Genomic DNA, 17,943 nt, shown 5'->3' with positions numbered 1-17,943 from the left:
ACATCATATATCTCTATAAATTCGAAACGTTTCAATGAATTTGAACAGAAAATTCAGGGCAGGGGCAGCCAATCCAGCACCCGCTGAATTTTGTTGTCCCAATATCCCCATTCATGTCCACCCGGCTCTTCTTCGTATGTGATATGAATTCCCAGGCTGTCCGCATATCGTCTAAAGGTTTGATTGTCCTTATACAAAAAATCTTCGGTTCCGCAGCATTGATACAGCATCGGTTTGTTTCCGGTGTATGCGGCAAACTCTGCAGCTAAGAAGAGCAAATCATCCCGGCTCCCCCGCACGTTCTCCACACGGCCGAAGATCGTGCGGATCTCCGACTCCTGAAAGCCCGCTCCTGCTGCGCGGCTGGCAAGATCCAGCCCGCCCGACAAGCTTGCACCAGCCGCATAACGCTCCGGATAGCTAAGCGCCAGCTTAAATGCACCATACCCACCCATGGAGATTCCAGCGACAAAGGTATCTTCTCTTCGGCCAGACACCGGAAAGAACGTCCGAACAAGCTTGGGAAGCTCTTCGCTGAGATAGGTGAAGTATGGCAGCCCATTCGCCATATCCATGTAATAGCTGCGCCCGAATCCCGGCATCACGAGTGCGAGGCCTTTGCTCTCGGCATATCGCTCGATGGATGACCTGCGCATCCATTCGGTATGATCTGCCCCTCGTCCGTGAAGCAAATAAAGCACCGGCAGCTTCGAAGAAGAACGGAGTGGCATTAAGCTGCCTTGGGGTAGAAACACCTCCATGCTGGTGGACAGCTGCAGTGTTTCCGAATAAAAATCACATGTGATCCACGCCAAGTTCCTCATCTCCGATCCGGCACCTTAATTCCCTGCTTTACCCTTTCCTACCGATGCACGTTCCATCATATCTGTAGTCAGCATGTAAGACTGCTTCACCGATTCACCGGCCAATGCTTGAAACAGCAAATGGGCTGCAAGCGACCCCGCTTCACTCTTGGGCTGTCTTATGGTCGTTAACGGCGGATTTACGTATTCGGCTAATTGGATGTCATCATATCCGATGACAGAGATGTCATTCGGTACCGATATCCCGCATTCCTCAAATGCCTTCAATCCACCGATGGCCATTTCGTCATTGCCGTAAAACACAGCCGATGGGAGCGATCCCTGCATAATCAACATTTTGGTGGCATTATAACCGCCCTCGCGCACAAAATTGCCGCTGAGACGCCATTTCGACTGTTCCTCCAGCCCAGCCTCCGCAAGTGCTCGCAAATACCCTTTGTAACGTAAATGGTTATCATAAGAATCAGAAGAACCACTGATATAGGCTACATGTTTGTGTCCATTCTCCAGCAGATAACGGGTAGCCGTATATCCTCCTTGCTCTCCGTCAACCAGCACGTTAAGCAAATAATCACTGGACAACTGACGATCCATCACAACGATCGGAAATTGGGGACCGGAGGTCTCAACCAGAACTTCATCACGAATATTGGGTGCCAGAATGATGGCTCCGTCCGCCCTCTTCTCGCGCAGAAATTTAACCGCCGTCGAATCTCTTCCGCCCATCGAGCTGCAAGCAATCAGATCATAACCGTTGGTTAATGCCACTTCCTGCACACTTCGAATCAGTTCAGAATAATAAGGGCCGGACAGATCCGTCAGAATAAGCGCGATGGTCTTGGTACGACTCCGCTTCAAATCCATGGCGAATCCGTTCTTCCGATAATTCAATTGTCTTGCTGCATCGAGCACTTTGGATCTTGTCTTGGAACTCACCCTGCTATCGCCGCTTAGTGCATAGGAAGCGGTTGACAACGCAACCCCGGCGAGCTTTGCCACATCCTTAATCGTTGCCATTTCCTTACGCCCCTTCTAGTACATAAAAAACTCTATTTAACTTATTTCATACCGGAGATCGTATATCCTTCAATAATGTGTTTTTGGAAGAAAGAAAATACGATAATAATTGGAACGACCATGAATGCCGCGCCTGCCATCTGCAGACCGAAGTCAGATCCATGCTGTCCTTTCAGAAGCTGCAAACCAACCGAAAGCGTGTAGAGCTTCTGGTCGTTTGCCATAATGAGAGGCCACAGGAAGCTGTTCCAGGCTCCAATGAACGCCAAGATTCCCTGTACCGCGAATACGGGCTTTGTGATCGGAACGATCAGCTGGAAGAAGATACGCAGCTCCCCTGCTCCATCAAGCCTTGATGCCTCGATTAAATCCGTTGGAATGGTGGACATAAACTGACGGAATAGAAAAATACCGAAAGCGCCAACCAAGCCCGGCAGCACAATACCTGCCATCGTGTTGGTCAAGCCCATTGCATTGATCAGCAGATATACTGGAATCATGGTAACCTGCCCTGGAATCATCATCGTGGCAAGCACGAGATAGAACAGCTTTTTATTGCCAGGGAATTCGTATTTGGCGAATGCATATCCTGCAAGCGCATTAAGGAACAGACCGACAAAAGACCAGAACACAATGATAAGTGTATTTTTCAAATATACAATAAAGTCCAGCTTCGTAAATAAGTCCACATAATTCTTAATTGTAAATTCTTTTGGTAATAACGTTGGCGGAACCGCTGTAAATTCATTTTCCGGCTTGAACGAGGACGTGATCATCCAGATAAACGGAATCATCATGAGCAGTCCTCCTGCAATGAGCAGCACCGTCATGACTGTTTTCTCAATTCTTTTAGCTGCCATACTCTAAAGCCTCCTTCAGTTACGATACGGGATGGTCGCTTCAACCTGAGCCTTAATATTCGACATCTTTTCTCTTGACTGCGAATTGCAAGACCGTTACAGCAATAATGATGATGAAGAGTACAAACGATCCTGCGGCCGCATAGCCAAAATTGCTAAGCTGGAAGCCATTGTTATAGATAAAGAGAGCCATCGACATCGTGGAGTTGAGCGGGCCACCCTTGGTCATAACCAGCGGCTCTTCGAAGAATTGAATCCAGCCGATCAATGTCGTAATGGTGACAAAGAAGGTCGCGAAGCTAAGCAGTGGTACCGTAATGTACAGGAGCTTCTTCCATTTGCTTGCACCATCAATCTCCGCCGCTTCATAATAGGAGCGCGGAATCCCCTGCAGCGCAGCCAGGAAAATAATCATATTAAGTCCGATGGATTTCCAAACGGCCAGAAGAATCAGCGATAGCTTGGCTAGTGCCGGATCTGTCAGCCACTGCTGAGCCGGCACTCCGAACCAGGACAATATATGGTTAAAGAGGCCGTAATGGCTGTTATACAAGTAACCCCAAACAACCGCGACCGCCACAATATTCGTAATGGAAGGCATATAATACACGACGCGGAATGTCTTAAACAACAATCCCGTGCCATAGTTAAGCAGCAGGGCAGCGCCCATGGCAAGCATTACGACAAGCGGAACTCCGATAATAACATAGAACATGGTGTTAAACATGGATTTCAGAAAGACCGGATCTTTAAATACATTGATAAAATTATCAAAGCCAACGCCTTCAATGTTTGAATAATTCGCGAGGCCGGCAAGGTCAATATCCGTGAAACTGATGACTAGCGCAATGATGATCGGAATGATTGAGAACGTCAGAAGCAGCACCAGTGCGGGCGCAATAAACATATAAGGATACTTATAATGGTTAAAGCGCTTGATAAAGTTCTGCAATGTCATTCACCTCCTGCAAGTGTGGGTTTCTCAATATAAGAATAACGTACGTTTGAAGCAGTCAGGCTTGTTTCATCCTTCGATGAAACAAGCCGGGCTGCGTTTAAGACGCACTCTTATTTTTTGTTTAGCATTTCGGTAGCTTTTTGATTCAGAAGATCCATTTCTGTTTTGATGTCAGCTCCACCAACGGTAATTTTCTCAAAAGCTGCAATTGCTTCCTTGGAGATCGCATCCCACTCCTTAATGAACGGAACAGGTTTAGCGTTTTCGAGCTGCTTTCCAAAGGTAGCAAAAATCGGATCTTCAAAGCGTTGATCTTCCCATGCACTCTTAACAGCAGGCAGGTTTTTAGCTACATCGTAGTTGGTCAGCTGCGATTCTTTTTCACTCATGAAAGAGATGAATTTAACGGCTTCCTCTGCATTTTTGGTTGTGTTGAATACCGACATGTTCGCTCCACCGAGGAACGATGCATTGTTTTCTTTAGCCGGAAGTGTTGTTGTTGCCCATTTACCTTCAATCTCAGGCGCTTTGTCTTTAACACCTTGAATCATCCAAGGACCGCTGATAAACATCGGGAATTGTCCGTCTTTAAATGCGGCAAACAGATCCAAATCGCTCGCAAGCGGCGTCATTCCGGTATCGTAGAAGCTCTTCAGGTATTCCATGGCTCCCATGAATTCCGGTTCGTTAAAATGAGGCTTCCGGTTCTCGTCAATCATGTCGCTTCCATTCTGCCAGGCAAACATGGACAGGTAGTTCATGTCTTTGGCATCAATGGTAATGGCGTAATTGCCGTTTCCTCTAGCTGCCAGCTTCTCACCGGCATCCTTCATTTCATCCCAAGTCTTAGGACCTTCCGGGTAGCCGACTTCGGCCAGAATGTCTGTGCGATAGAACAATACGCGTGTCTCCACGTACCACGGGATACTGACAACCTTGTCATCATAACTCATGGTTTGGATAGCACCGTCAAAATAGTTCTCTTGTTTCAGGCTAGGATACTGCTCAAGATACGGCGTCAGATCGAGCAAAGCTCCAGCCTGGGCAAACTCTGGAATCCAGGTGGTTCCCATTTGCACGACATCAGGACCACTCTTCGATGCAACCGCCGTAAGCAGCTTGTCATGTGCACTGCCCCAAGGGATCAATTGAACGCTCACCTTAACGCCTGGATTTTTCTCTTCATATTCCTTAATTAAGGTTTCGTCTGTTGTGTCACCCATCAACCAAACTTTCAGTTCTTTCTTGCCTTCGCCGCCTTCCTTGACATCTTCAGACCCACCAGAACATCCCGCTAAAACAACCGAGAACATCAGCATTGCTGCCAACGTCCATAATAATGATTTTTTTCTCATTCTACATTCACCCCGTTTTTAATGTTTACCAGCATGCAAAACGTAATACGGAACTTAAATTGAAAGCACTTACTTCGAAACGTTTCGATATTATTCGAAAAAAATAAAGACGCCGGATAAAGTACAAATCTATAATCCTAATGTCTCTTCATTCCCCCTATAAAGCACCTTTCCATGCTTATTTCAGGTATAAACATGCTTTTGTGTATTCATAATAATCTGCTTGATTGCTTGATAACTTCAAAAACCGCATTCTGTTTTGAAACGTTTCGACAAGTTCATTATAGCTTCCCTTGAGAGCGATTTCAATATCCTTTTTATTTTTTTATGAGTCTATTTTTTGACAAGCGCTGTGAGCTTCGACCCCATAAGAAAAAGCAGCCGGCCGGAAGCATGCCTGCTGCTTTATAACATTCCATGTTATTTTTCTTAGTGAGGGCTGGAAGCGTCAGCTTGTCTTGCATTCTTGTCGTGGAGGTTATGATTCAGCGAGCTGTTCTTGCTAAGCCGTGCATGCACCATGAAGGATAAGCAGGACAACACCGCAACGCCTGCTGCTAGCCACGCCACTGGCGTCAATCCCCCGCCATCATACATCGTTCCCATAGCATAAGGACCTATCACCCGTCCGACAGCTCCCATACCGCCTGTAACGCCGATATAGAACGGTGCTGCATGACCTGCCCGCTCCGAGATAAAGGCCGGTATAGCAGGTGAGATGAGCATTTCGCCGAGTGTAGCCAGCACCATCGCAAGCACCATACCCGGATAGCTGTGCATCGCCACAATAACGAGGTAAGCAGACAGGTAGAACAGTGCGCTCACCGTCATCTGGCTGCTCTCCGTCCGGGCAAACCAGCGCTTGATTGCATTGGTCAGCGGCTGTGCGGCAAAGATCAATATGCCATTAAGGGTCCATAAATAACCATAGGCTGTCTTGGACATCCCCTCTGAGATGATGAAGGGAGAGACGCCCGTATTCCAGATCGAATTCCCGAACCACAGAAACAGAGAGCCCAAACCCATGAAGAGATAAATTCGGGTGTTTCCCAGCAATGCCCAAGCACCGGGGCCTGCGGGAAGCGGAGTTTTGGGCTGCGGGTGATGGGACTGCTCCGGTACGCCGGGTCCGTCCAGCTTCGTCAGATAGGACAGGAAGAAAATCGCAAACCCGAAGGAAGTGACTCCGTTTAAGACAAAACTTAAATGATAGGATATCTCTGCCAAAAATCCACTCATGGCCGTACCTAGCGCTACACCGATATTGTTAGCAACATAGATGACATTGAACAGCTCACCCCGTCGATCGGCAAACCGGAATCCGATAAAGGCCTGAATGGCCGGCATGGATACTGCGTTGCAGAACCCGATGAATCCCATCATCGCGATGAAGAGGCCCCATAGTCCGTTAATGAACGGAAGAGTAAACAACCCCAGCGCATTCAGCAGCAGGGAGCCCACGATGAGTTTCTTCACCCCAATTCGGTGATACATGGCCCCGCCCAGGAGCTGGCCCGCAATTCCCCCCATCGATTGAATCAGAATGACAAAGCCGGCATCCTGCATGCTGCGTCCCAGCTCATCAAATACATACATCGTTGTCAGCGGCCACATCAAGGAGCCGCCTGCAGAGGCAACGAGACTTGCTACAAGAAAACCTTTAACTTCCTTAGGGTACTGCTCCAACCATTTCATGTTTATTATCTCCCAGCAGCCTCGCAGCAGTATAATCGGCATAAGCATATATAATCAAAAAGAAAAGCCCTTGCGGGCTTCTATGGTTCTTCTAATAGAAAAGAGAAAGACAACGTCTTTTACTTATCATATCATCCTGTGAAATTTACATTGCTTGTCATTTCTTCGCCCAAATCCTAGTATCGCTTGAGGCCTATGTTTTTAGCAAGCACACTCATTGACGCTTTACCTTGACAGCGAACATGAAACTAAACTGAACGGATCCCTCTTCCCTGGGCAGAGCTATAGTTTGGGGCCCCGTCTACCCTCCTCTCTTATCGGAGTTTGCATTTCTGGCTCTTGCCGGTATGCGTATTTGAACCGAAGTTCCGATTCCCACTTTGCTGAAGATAGACACGCCGTACTCGCTCCCGTAATGCAGCTTCACCCGCTGGTCGATATTGCGGATGCCGCAGCCCGTATGGTTGTTATCCCGGATATCGAATATTTCCTCGATTCTCCCCTGCTTCATGCCGAGACCATCGTCGATGATCCGATAGAGAATCGTATCCCCTTCCTTTTTGACGACAATCCGAATATGAATGCGATCCCCGCTCCACGCATGCTTCAGCACATTCTCGATAAAGGGCTGCAGAATCAATTTAATGGTCTCGTGAGGCCATATACTTGTATCCACATCAAAATTGACTTCCATGCGCTGTCCGTATTTTACCTTTTGGATATCCAGATACGCATTGGCCTGCTCAATCTCTAATGCAATGGGTATTAATATTCTTCCCGAATTTAGTGTAAGCCGATAAAATTGTGCCAACTGCACAACCATATTCTGCAGCTTCTCCGTCTCGCCGAATTTCGCAAGTTGATTAATGGAGGATAGCGTATTGTATAAGAAGTGGGGATTAATCTGCGATTGCAGCATTTCAAGCTCTGCTTCCTTCTTTTGAAGCTGGGTTAGATACACTTTATTGATTAACGCCTCGATATCCTCGCCCATTGCATTCAAGGCATTCGCAATTTGCGGGAACTCCCCTTTGCCCCGATAAGCGATCCGTTTATGCAGGTCCCCTTCCCGAAATGCATTGAGTACCCCTACAAGCTTCTGGATTCGCTTAGAGAAAGATCGGGATATCACATACCCTGTATATGTAAACAACACGATGCAGATGATACAGATTACTATTAATACGGTTCGTACTCTCTTCGCTTCCTGTTCAATGATGTTAAGCGGAACCTGCGCAACAATCTTCCAGTTCTTCTGCGGCAAATCTTCTTCAATAACCAAATAATTCCTCTTATCGTTGGGTGCTATAACGGCATGCGGATTTACCTTGTCACTGGTATGGTCAGGGTCTTCAACCATTGATCCGGAAGTAAACACCACATTCCCAAAAGGATCCAGCACCGATAATACACTTCCGTCGCCAAGCTTCGTGTAATCCACACTGTCGAACAGCTGCGACAAGCGAACACTGAACCTCATGATTCCCACTTCTTGAATATCGAGCGGATTATTCATATCCACGATGCGCCGAATCAGCGAAATCCGCCCATCCCGCTCATCCTCTTCTACCTGCCTCCACGTCATCGTTGAATTATACTTCTCTTCCGGCAGCGTGAAATACCAAAACTCATTCGAAATTCGAGTCATATGGTACATATCCCAGCTTTGTTCGTTGAAATCTTGATTATTGGCATTATCCCAATCTCTATATCTCTCGTACACCGTTTGATTATGAAAATAGACGGATAGCCTTAAATTAAGGCCAACCGCCTTCGCAGCGCTCTCCAGCTTCGGGAGAATGACATTGTTCATGCGGATATGATTATCAGCGCCTGATAAATTCCTGAGGACACTCTGAATGAAGGCAGGATCATCGTACAATGTCGCTGAGGTCTGGACGATATCATCCACTTTATAGGCCACATTATCCCGGATCTGATTGAGCGTCCCCTGGATGTTGACCCGGCTCTGTTTGCGCATGGTGTCATCGTACATCGAGTGTGAAATATAAAAGTTCACGAAAACCAACAGCAATATAAATATCGTAAAGGTCAGCATGAGCTTGTAACCGATGGGTATATACCCCAGCTTCTTACCGTTTATTCTGGATGATGTGGTCCAGCGAGTATTCATCCCAATTCTCTCTTTCGAAATTCCATGGGTGTCATCGCGAATTTCTCTTTGAACTGCCGGCTGAAATAAGGAAGATAGCGGTATCCTACCTGATCGGCGACTTCATAGACCTTGAGACCCGGCTGTTTCAGCAATTCGCATGCTTTTTCCATACGCAGTTGGACAAGCAGTTCATTGAACGTATTTCCTGACCTCTCTTTAATCAGGAACCCGACATGACTCGGCGAAAAACAAAAATGCTGCGCAATATCCTTGATCGTTATATTCTCACTCATCCGCTCTCTCATCAATTGGATAACACTGCGAATGAATTTACCATCCTTAGAATTGGATTTCTCATATAATCTTTCGGAAATTCCGAATATGTGCTGTATAAACCAGGAACGAATATCACTGACGGTTTCGAATTGCATCAAAATATCCAGGTGATGGATCTCCATGCCCAACAGGTCAAACAAATCTTCATTTCGACTGCTTAAATATTGTTCGAGCTTCCAGATAATATAATTCGACATATTATGCACGGTAAAGCGGGAGCGCAGATTCCTTATAGAACCAAATAACTTCTCCAGTTCATCACAAATTTGAACCAGCTCATATTTCTCCATCGCTTTTAGGAGGACATTCATGCGCTCATCAAGCATCCGCGCATCGAGCATGCCTGGCTCCGCACTGACATCTTCATACTTGATCATACTACCCTTGCCAAGAAACATCTTGGCCTCCACAGCTTCCACCGCTTGCCTGTAGGACAGCTGAAGCTGATTCAAGTTGTGTACGGGTTCCCCAATACCCGTTGTCAGGGATGTCGTCAAATGCAACTGAACGTTATCCGTCAAGGTACGTATCGTATGGGTGGCGCTTACGTCCTCAAGCAGGATCGCTACCCGTTGCGAGGACAGCTTGCAGTATGGAAGCATGCCGCCATCTGTAATTGCCTCCTGGATACGCTGCAGAAATATTCTTGCCAGTTCCCTCTTTGAAAAAAGACTCCCTGTTTGGCGCCAAGACAGATTATCCAGTTCCATAACGGCGACGCGGATCGGCCACTTCAACTGGTCGAATTCATAAGAAATACTCATCTGTGTCAATAATTCCTCTGATTCTTCCCGTTCAAGCAGGCGTATGAGAAAGTCACTTTTGACAATAGGGATCATCTCCTGATAAGCCATCTCCACCTCGCGCTGCTTGATCTCCTCATCCAAATCCCGTTTTACCTTGATTAATGAAGCAACCAGTTCCCGATCGTTCATGGGCTTCAGAACATAGCTATACGCTTTCAATAAGAGTGCTTGCTGTACATAGCTAAATTCCTGATATCCGCTGACGAATATGATCCGAATGTTAGGTTTATGCTCAATCGCAATCCGAGCAAGCTCGAGCCCGGACATATAGGGCATATTGACGTCGCTGACCAATATATCAACTTCCTGGTTCTTTATTATTTCGCATGCCGACAATGCATTATTAACGCTCCCCACTAACTCCATGTCCAAATCAGACCAAGGAATGAATCTTCTCATTCCTTCAAGATCCAGTTCTTCATCATCCACAAGCAGCACCTTGTACATGGAACCCCTCCATAATGGTAGATACACCTCTACTTACACATACGCGCAAAAGACTATTTGATAATAAAACAGAGATATCCCAAAGAATCTAGTGGATTCTTTGGGAGGCTTCCCTGTAATAACGCTGTAATTAATTATTTTCTCTTCGCCAAGTTCTCCTGCCAATTGGCTGTACGGTAATCAAGAAGCTGCTGGTAACCCAGATCCATCAAATCCTTGTTCCCTTGGTCAAGAATTTTATCTACCTCTTCGTCACTCTTAGCCATTACGGATTTGGCATAAATTTCGAGGAACAATTCATTTACAGATGTTTTTATAATGCCTTCATCGGAATCCGGGGATGGTTCAATACCGGAAAATTCCGTAACGTTTAATTGAGTTGGCCAAGTAATCGTTTGTTGGTAACGTGTTCTCCAATCCTGCTCTTCGAACGGAAGATCCTTCATATATTTATATTTGGAAGGGTCAATATAACTCGTATTCCCTACAAACATAACCGGAGAATTTTCGGATTGAATTTTGGCTACTTCTTCGGGATTATAAGTCTCGGTGAAATTCGGCTGACCCTGCTCATCAAAGCCTTTCCAGTTCTTACCCTCAGGACCGAAGAATTGCACGTTCATTCCTTCCGGACCTGTATACCAGTCAAGGAATGCAAAGATCGCTTCAGGGTCTTCGGCAGCCGTTGTAATATATGCAGCATTCCATCCAAAGCTTGTGTAGGTCCCTGGATAAATCTTGTTCTTATCCAGACCGGGCTTATGAATAGGCCAGATCATGAAATACCCGCCGTCCGGATCCTTCTTAATTAACTCCGGCTGTGCTTCTCCTGCCATATCTGTCGGACTGGCTCCGGCAAACACAGCGACTCGGCCTGTCATGACTTTCTCCAGCACTTGATCTTCCGTTTGGTTAAAGGCATCTTGTGAAATGAGTTTCTCTCTGTAAAGTTTAGCGATATATTTCTGAGCCTCACGGAATACCGGATCCATGAGTAGCGACGTCAGCTTGCCATCCTTTGGAACCGCTAACAAATTAGCGTTAAGGTTGGTGTAGCTTGCTCCCTCTCCGAAAGCCGTATATAACACACCCAGTCCTTGTCGATCCTGTGCGCGATGCGGCTCGAACGGAACAATCTCGCTGCCATACTTTTCTTTAACCTTTACCAGGTAGTTATATAAATCATCTGTGGTTTCGAGTGGCGGCTTGCCCAGCTCTTCGTAAATTTTCTTGTTAATTACATAACCTGCGTTTCCGTAAGGATTGGATGAGTACCAGTTAGGAAACCTGTACAGCTTGCCGTCTTCAGCACGAAGCAGGTCCAGATCGCCCATCCACGTTTTCAGGTTGGGATACTTATCCAGATATTCATCATAGGCTACCAGCTTTCCTTCTTTACGAAGTCTCTCCATATCCTGATCCTCACGGTCTGCCCAGATCATGTCAGGCAAATCGTCTGATGCCATCATCGCGCTCAGCTTTTGCGTATGTGCTCCGGCAGCCGCTATCATATTGAGCTTAACTTGCTTTTCTTCGCTCAAATATTTGCCGATAGGCGTGCTTTCCCATTTAGGGAAGTCTGTGTTTCCATAGTGTGCATAAGCTGAGAATTCCAGCGGCTTCTCGCCAAGCACCCATTTACCTCCATCCCCCTCTGCTGGAGGGTCAGTCTCTTTATTCCCCTCATTGGTTGTTGCAGGCGGTGTCGCCGGCGGTGCGGCTTCTTTTTTACTCCCGCATCCGGCAAGAACAGTAACCATGACCAACAGAAGCGATACCATTACGAGCAATGGCTTTTTCGTCTTTCTCATATACCTAACCCCTCTCATTTCCAAGAATATATATGTTCAAAGCTGTTCGCCTTAAACCGTTCGGCCACCTACTCTTTCAACGAGCCTACCAGCACGCCTTTGACAAAATATTTCTGCACAAAAGGATAGACCAAAATGATCGGCAAGGTCACAACAATCATCATCGCCATCGTAAGCGACTTCGAAGTAATTTGCCTTGCTTGATCCAGAAGAGCAACCGAAGCGCTGTCGAGCACGGTGCTTGAACCGGATACAATATTGGCATTCAAGGTCTGTCTCAATATCGTCTGAATGGGCAGCAAAGTATCGCTAGTGATGTAGATGCTTGGCAGGAACCAGTCGTTCCAATGGCCAACGGCGGTCAACAAGGACAGCGTGGCGATAACCGGCCCGGACAATGGAAGAATAATCCGGAAGAATATACCCCAATTGCTGCAGCCATCAATATTGGCCGATTCTTCCAAGCCAACGGGAAGGCCCTTAAAGAAGGTTCGGAATATAATCATATTCCAGACGCTGATAAGCGATGGAATAATAAACACCAGAAAGCTGTCCATCATACCCAGTGAACGGATCAAGAGATAGGTTGGAATCAATCCTCCACCAAAGTAGAGCGTGAATATAAAGAACACCATATAATAGCTCCGTCCGATCAGATAGGATCGAGTCATCCCGAAGGCAAGGAGCGCTGTCATGAAGATGGAGGTTGCGGTTCCGATTACGGTACGGCCTATGGATACGAGAAACCCGTTAAGCAGTCTTTCATCTTGCAGTATGATTTTGTAATTTTCGAGTGTGAATTCTCGTGGCCAGAAGGTGACCCCTCCCTTGGCGGTATCCACACCTACATTGAAAGAAACAGCCACCGCATTCCAGAACGGATAGAGTGCCGTGAAGGCGAGTAGACTGAGCAACGCGTATACCACAATGAGCATGACCTTGTCACCAAAGCTAATTCTTTTTAACATGCCGTACCTCCTGAGGGCTGCTGATTCTTACCATAAGCTGTTACCAGATCTTCGAGCCAGATAGTTCGCGATCGTTAGCAGTCCTACACTGATGATTGCCTTGAACAATCCGATAGCAACCGCATAAGAATAGCGATGTGACCCCAAGCCTACCCGATAGACATACGTATCAATCACATCAGATACCGGCCTTAGCACAGGATTGGATGCCAGGAGCAAGATGTCCTCAAAGCCTGCGTTGAGCAAGTTGCCGATGGCAAGAATCATAAAGATAATGACTACCGGCATAATCGAGGGAAGCGTAATCAAGTAGATCTGCTTCGCCTTGCTTGCCCCGTCGATATCTGCAGCCTCGTACAGAGCAGGATCAATGCTTGCAATCGCAGCCAGGAATACAATCGAGTTAAATCCGATATCCTTCCATACGTTGGCCGAAATGAGGATCGACCAGAAATATTCTTTCAACGAGAGAAAATTGATCGGTTCATCAATGGCCCCTATGCGCTCCAGCAAAATATTGATGCTTCCATTTTCCGTGGATAGCAAGGCGGTGGCAAACCCCGCAACGATGACCCACGATAAGAAATAGGGCAGATACGTGATCGTTTGAATCACTCTTTTGAACAACATATGGCGAACTTCGTTCAGTAAAAGCGCCAGTATGATCGGTGCCGGAAATCCGATAACGAACTTCAACAGGCTGATGACAATCGTGTTGCGCAAAATCCTCTCAAACTCGGGGGCGGCAAAAAAGGCTTCGAAATGCTTAAAACCGACCCACGGGTTATCCCAAATCCTTGATCCGGTGAACAGGTTATAATCCATAAAACCGGTTATTACGCCATACATGGGCATATAGGCAAAAATGAAAACCAGAATGACCCCGGGTAACACCATGAGCTGAACATCCCATTGCTTCATCAAGCGTCTGAGGAAACTTTTACTGTGAACTTTGGGCTGCCGGGAAATGGGTGATTGCTGTTCTGCAGTAGCTTGCGGCATATTTATCCTCCCGTTACGAATTGATCTAAACGCATGCCGGGTCTCTGAATTTCTGCCATTCCGAAACCGCTTGCAATTGACTTAGTACCATTCTACCTATGGAAATTTATTCAAGCTATATAACAAAACCCCGATTTTTTATACTTCCACCGGAATGTGTTATCACTTTCAGCCCCCCACTTTCTTATCTATAAAAAAAGACTGCCTTCAGGTCATATAGACCTTCAAGACAGTCTCGTATTCATCTTTTAGATACCCTTCTCTTTAGCCCTGACCTCGACTACCGTCGAGAAAAAGGTGGCCCCTTCGCCCATGTCGGACAGCCTGTCCGGCGTAAGGGCGTTAGCACGCTGCTTCCGGCCTTCGCCTTCCCACCACAAGCCTTGACTGACCACGGTGCCCGGCAGCATTTTATCCGTTACCTTCGCCCGGACCTCATAGGTTCCGCGGTCATTATATACCGTAACCATATCTCCATCCTGTAACCCGCGCTCCGCTGCATCCTCCGGATGGATCTGCAGTGCGGGCTCCTTCTCCAGCTTCTGATGTTTCTCCACATTCGCAAAGGTTGAATTCAGGAAATTGTGATTCGGCGGGGAGATGAACATCAGCGGATATTGATGCCCGCGGCCTCGCCTCACGCCATCATATCCTTCCTTCAATGGCACGTAAGTCGGAAGAGGCGGAAGACCGGCTGCTTCCAGCTGTGCCGAATACAGCTCAATCCGGCCGGAAGGCGTCGGCAGACGGTCCAGATACGTCTCCAGCGGGGTCATGTCGAGCTTCACGTGGCGGTGCGCTTTCAGCTTGTCCAAGGTAACGCCGTTCAGATAAGGGTTGTCCGGATAGTCGAGCGCCCTTGCAATCATCTCTTCTTCTGTCTCATAGAAAGCAGGCTCATTGAAACCCATGGCCCGTCCCAGCAACGAGAACAGCTCCACATTGCTCTTGCTCTCCCCAAGCGCTGGAATGACCGGCTCCTGAAGCTGGATGTACTGATGCCAATAGGAACTGAACAGATCCGTATTCTCAAATGAAGAGGTTGCCGGAAGCACGATATCTGCATATTTCGCTGTGTCCGTCATAAACAGGTCATGTACAACGGTAAACAGATCTTCCCGTGCAAAACCTTCGCGCACCCGCTCCGTATCTGGAGCGACAACGAGCGGATTGCTGCAATAAACGAACACGGACTTAATCGGCTGCTCGGTCATCGCAAGCGCCTCGCCAATCCGGTTCATGTTGATGGTTCGGGCCTCGGGATTCGGTCTCAGATCCGGGCGCTCCAGTGCATCGCTGTCCATACTGTTATAGCCGCCATTCGACTTGGAGGCACCTCCGCCCCGCTTGAGCCATTGTCCGGTCAAAGCAGGAAGCGCCGCTATGCTGCGTACCGTCAATCCGCCATTATCGTGATGCTGAAGTCCGTTTCCGATGTGGATATAAGACACCTGGGCTCGGCCATACAACTCAGCCAGCTTCTCGATATCCTCAGCCGAAACGCCGGTAATGGAAGACACATACGCCGGCGTGTATGTTCTCACATGCTCGCGCAGCTCCTCATGACCCAGGGTATAGTGCTGGAGGAACTCCTCATTCACCATGCCATCACGAAACATAATGTGCATGATACCGACGGCCAGGGCCGCATCCGTGCCCGGAAACAGCGGAATGAACCAATCCGCCCATTGCCCGGTCTGATTTTTATGAACATCAATGACAATGACCTTGGCACCGGACTTGCGCGCTTTCTCTGCGAGCACCACCTGGTGCATATTGGTGCTGACGATGTTGCCGCCCCAGACGATAATGACGTCAGCCAGCACCGTGACCTCAGGCACGGTGCCTCCGTTAAAGCCCATGACGGACTTCCAGCCTTCACTGCCTGCCGAATTGCAGATGGACTGCTTCAACCGGCTGGCGCCCAGCCTGTTGAAGAATCTCCGATCCATGCCGTCCACGCTCAATATGCCCATGTTGCCGTAGAAGCTATAAGGCAGAATGCTCTCGGAGCCGTGTTCCTCGATCAGCCCCTTGTAGCGCGTGGTAATCTCCTGAACCGCTTCATCCCAGCTGATTCGTTCGAAAGCTCCCTCTCCCTTGGCGCCTACCCTCCGCATCGGATAGAGCACACGCTCCGGATGGTATACCCGGTGTGCCATATTGCGGACTTTATTGCAGATGGCTCCTTGCGTAACCGGATGGTCGGGATCTCCGGTAACCTTGACGATTTTCCCGTTCTCTTTATGCAGCAGCAGGCCGCATGTATCGGGACAATCCAACGGACATACCCCTGGAAATATGCCATTTTCCTGCTGAATCATGTCTTGAGTCATTTCGTCCATTTCCCCCTTCTGCTCGGCTGCATCCTATCCCTTATCTTAAAAGAACATCAGGGTTCCAGTAAAGTCATACATTTTTTTCTAAATAGGGTGATTCACGCTTCTCCCTGCCGGGTATATTCCTATCAAGAGCAAAGAAGAGGAACCCAGACCCTTTCTCTTCCTTGCCAAATCATGGACCACTCCCAAAAAATTCGCCATGCCGTGTCTCCTCCCCCGAGACCGGCATGGCGAATTTGCTTTTTATGGTAGACGTTCCCTTGGTGCCCGCGATTTTCTGCAATCGATACTGAATTTATTATGATACCTGTTGTGCTGAATGAACCTCAGGAGGACTTCCAGCAGCAGGAGTCGTTGTCACGGCTGCGGCGTCATGGTGAATGCCGGATACCTCCTCCGCCCTATTGCTATTCTTCAAGTAAACAGACCCGTAAGCAGCGGCCACAAACAGCGAGCCGCCCACAAAATTGCCAAGCCATACCGGAACGAAGTTCATGAAATACTGACCCCAGCTGTAATAACCTTCGAATATCGCTGCCGGGATCAGGAACATATTTGCCACCACGTGCTGAAAGCCGATAGCTACAAAGGCCATGGTCGGGAACCAGATCCCCAGAATTTTGCCGCTCATCTGATCCGATCCGTAGGAGAGCCATACGGCAAGCGCAACAAGCCAGTTGCACCCGATGCCGGACAAGAACGCCTGCAGGAAGCTGTCGTCCAGCTTATGACCTGCCATATTAACCAGCTTCTCCAAGTATACGCCGCTGCCTGTTAGCCCGGTCACATGGCCAAAGAAATAGGCAACAAACAATGCCCCCGCCAAGTTGCTTACCGTGACAAGCGCTAAATTCCGGATCAGTTCCTTGGTGGAAATCCGCTGCTTGAATCTGGCCAAGGACACCGCCATCATGTTGCCCGTCAGCAGTTCTCCGCCTGCAAGCAATACCAGAATAAGCCCGACCGGGAATACCGCCGCACCTATAAAACCGGCAATCCCTCCCCAGGCCGGAGATGCTCCGGCGATAACGCGGATATCCAGCAGAAAGCCGAGCGCAATGAATGCCCCTGCCAAAAAGCCGAGTATCATAACATTTAAGGTGGAATTGCGTGCTTTTTTCACACCGGTCTCCACGGTAATTTCTGCGATACGATCAGGTTTGTAGTAGGCCATGGTCTCTTCCTCATTCCTCCTGCATTCGTTCTATTGGGTATGTCCGATGCAGCTCTTGGTTTCCTATTTATCGTTTACCTTCATTGTAACGCAGCTTCATCACCTTGAACGTGAATTATGTCACGTTTGTGTCCATCAGGGGAGGACAGCCTTCAGATGAGACATTCCCCCTTTCAAAGAAATTCGTTTTTCTTTATAATGTCGAATGGATGGGTCACACATCGGGGAAATC

General features: G+C 47.8%; 13 protein-coding genes. All 13 read right to left on the bottom strand.

What is annotated here, in order from left to right; all coding sequences use genetic code 11:
* Window positions 1–53: 53 nt before the first annotated feature.
* The 13 genes from M2277_RS18385 to M2277_RS18325 all read right to left on the bottom strand — a co-directional run bounded on the left by M2277_RS18385 (window position 54) and on the right by M2277_RS18325 (window position 17,711).
* The gene (locus M2277_RS18385; RefSeq protein WP_006213135.1) at window positions 54–815 is read right to left on the bottom strand and encodes an alpha/beta hydrolase; all 762 of its coding nucleotides are present in this window, start codon (window positions 813–815) and stop codon (window positions 54–56) included.
* Between the two features lie 24 nt (window positions 816–839).
* Window positions 840–1,841: a LacI family DNA-binding transcriptional regulator gene (locus tag M2277_RS18380; protein WP_006213136.1), complete on the bottom strand. Its 1,002-nt coding sequence runs from the start codon at window positions 1,839–1,841 to the stop codon at window positions 840–842.
* A 41-nt stretch (window positions 1,842–1,882) separates the two neighbouring features.
* Window positions 1,883–2,701, bottom strand: a complete 819-nt coding sequence (locus tag M2277_RS18375) for a carbohydrate ABC transporter permease (RefSeq protein ID WP_006213137.1) — start codon at window positions 2,699–2,701, stop codon at window positions 1,883–1,885.
* A gap of 52 nt (window positions 2,702–2,753) precedes the next feature.
* Window positions 2,754–3,659 (bottom strand): carbohydrate ABC transporter permease, encoded by a 906-nt coding sequence (locus tag M2277_RS18370; protein ID WP_063478024.1) that lies wholly within the window; start codon window positions 3,657–3,659, stop codon window positions 2,754–2,756.
* A 110-nt stretch (window positions 3,660–3,769) separates the two neighbouring features.
* A complete protein-coding gene (locus tag M2277_RS18365) occupies window positions 3,770–5,014 on the bottom strand; it encodes a sugar ABC transporter substrate-binding protein (protein ID WP_280755312.1) in 1,245 nt (414 codons plus the stop codon).
* 429 nt (window positions 5,015–5,443) lie between these two features.
* Window positions 5,444–6,709: an MFS transporter gene (locus M2277_RS18360; protein ID WP_063478025.1), complete on the bottom strand. Its 1,266-nt coding sequence runs from the start codon at window positions 6,707–6,709 to the stop codon at window positions 5,444–5,446.
* Between the two features lie 301 nt (window positions 6,710–7,010).
* A complete protein-coding gene (locus M2277_RS18355; protein WP_280755311.1) occupies window positions 7,011–8,843 on the bottom strand; it encodes a sensor histidine kinase in 1,833 nt (610 codons plus the stop codon).
* Window positions 8,840–10,414 (bottom strand): response regulator, encoded by a 1,575-nt coding sequence (locus tag M2277_RS18350; RefSeq protein WP_006213142.1) that lies wholly within the window; start codon window positions 10,412–10,414, stop codon window positions 8,840–8,842. The genes M2277_RS18355 and M2277_RS18350 overlap by 4 nt, the downstream gene beginning before the upstream one ends.
* A gap of 134 nt (window positions 10,415–10,548) precedes the next feature.
* Window positions 10,549–12,225: a type 2 periplasmic-binding domain-containing protein gene (locus M2277_RS18345; protein WP_063478027.1), complete on the bottom strand. Its 1,677-nt coding sequence runs from the start codon at window positions 12,223–12,225 to the stop codon at window positions 10,549–10,551.
* Window positions 12,226–12,293: 68 nt separating this feature from the next.
* Window positions 12,294–13,193 carry a carbohydrate ABC transporter permease gene (locus M2277_RS18340; protein WP_036640043.1) on the bottom strand — a complete coding sequence of 300 codons (900 nt, stop codon included), beginning with the start codon at window positions 13,191–13,193 and terminating at the stop codon, window positions 12,294–12,296.
* Between the two features lie 27 nt (window positions 13,194–13,220).
* Window positions 13,221–14,195 carry an ABC transporter permease gene (locus tag M2277_RS18335; RefSeq protein WP_148248645.1) on the bottom strand — a complete coding sequence of 325 codons (975 nt, stop codon included), beginning with the start codon at window positions 14,193–14,195 and terminating at the stop codon, window positions 13,221–13,223.
* 248 nt (window positions 14,196–14,443) lie between these two features.
* On the bottom strand, window positions 14,444–16,531 hold the full coding sequence (locus M2277_RS18330; RefSeq protein WP_280755310.1) for a molybdopterin-containing oxidoreductase family protein: 2,088 nt from the start codon (window positions 16,529–16,531) through the stop codon (window positions 14,444–14,446).
* Between the two features lie 304 nt (window positions 16,532–16,835).
* Window positions 16,836–17,711 (bottom strand): formate/nitrite transporter family protein, encoded by an 876-nt coding sequence (locus tag M2277_RS18325; RefSeq protein WP_148248643.1) that lies wholly within the window; start codon window positions 17,709–17,711, stop codon window positions 16,836–16,838.
* Between the last annotated feature and the right edge of the window lie 232 nt (window positions 17,712–17,943).

It is taken from the genome of Paenibacillus sp. LBL, assembly GCF_029893715.1.
Taxonomy (GTDB): domain Bacteria; phylum Bacillota; class Bacilli; order Paenibacillales; family Paenibacillaceae; genus Paenibacillus_AQ; species Paenibacillus_AQ glucanolyticus.
Note: the sequence above shows the minus strand (reverse complement) of the source record. Positions and strands in the feature narration are given on the sequence as shown.

Coding starts and splice junctions, on each gene's coding strand:
- M2277_RS18330 (WP_280755310.1), bottom strand. CDS start 16,531: ATGACTCAAGACATGATTCAGCAGGAAAATGGCATATTTCCAGGGGTA.
- M2277_RS18345 (WP_063478027.1), bottom strand. CDS start 12,225: ATGAGAAAGACGAAAAAGCCATTGCTCGTAATGGTATCGCTTCTGTTG.
- M2277_RS18360 (WP_063478025.1), bottom strand. CDS start 6,709: ATGAAATGGTTGGAGCAGTACCCTAAGGAAGTTAAAGGTTTTCTTGTA.
- M2277_RS18340 (WP_036640043.1), bottom strand. CDS start 13,193: ATGTTAAAAAGAATTAGCTTTGGTGACAAGGTCATGCTCATTGTGGTA.
- M2277_RS18370 (WP_063478024.1), bottom strand. CDS start 3,659: ATGACATTGCAGAACTTTATCAAGCGCTTTAACCATTATAAGTATCCT.
- M2277_RS18375 (WP_006213137.1), bottom strand. CDS start 2,701: ATGGCAGCTAAAAGAATTGAGAAAACAGTCATGACGGTGCTGCTCATT.
- M2277_RS18365 (WP_280755312.1), bottom strand. CDS start 5,014: ATGAGAAAAAAATCATTATTATGGACGTTGGCAGCAATGCTGATGTTC.
- M2277_RS18350 (WP_006213142.1), bottom strand. CDS start 10,414: ATGTACAAGGTGCTGCTTGTGGATGATGAAGAACTGGATCTTGAAGGA.
- M2277_RS18325 (WP_148248643.1), bottom strand. CDS start 17,711: ATGGCCTACTACAAACCTGATCGTATCGCAGAAATTACCGTGGAGACC.
- M2277_RS18355 (WP_280755311.1), bottom strand. CDS start 8,843: ATGAATACTCGCTGGACCACATCATCCAGAATAAACGGTAAGAAGCTG.
- M2277_RS18380 (WP_006213136.1), bottom strand. CDS start 1,841: ATGGCAACGATTAAGGATGTGGCAAAGCTCGCCGGGGTTGCGTTGTCA.
- M2277_RS18335 (WP_148248645.1), bottom strand. CDS start 14,195: ATGCCGCAAGCTACTGCAGAACAGCAATCACCCATTTCCCGGCAGCCC.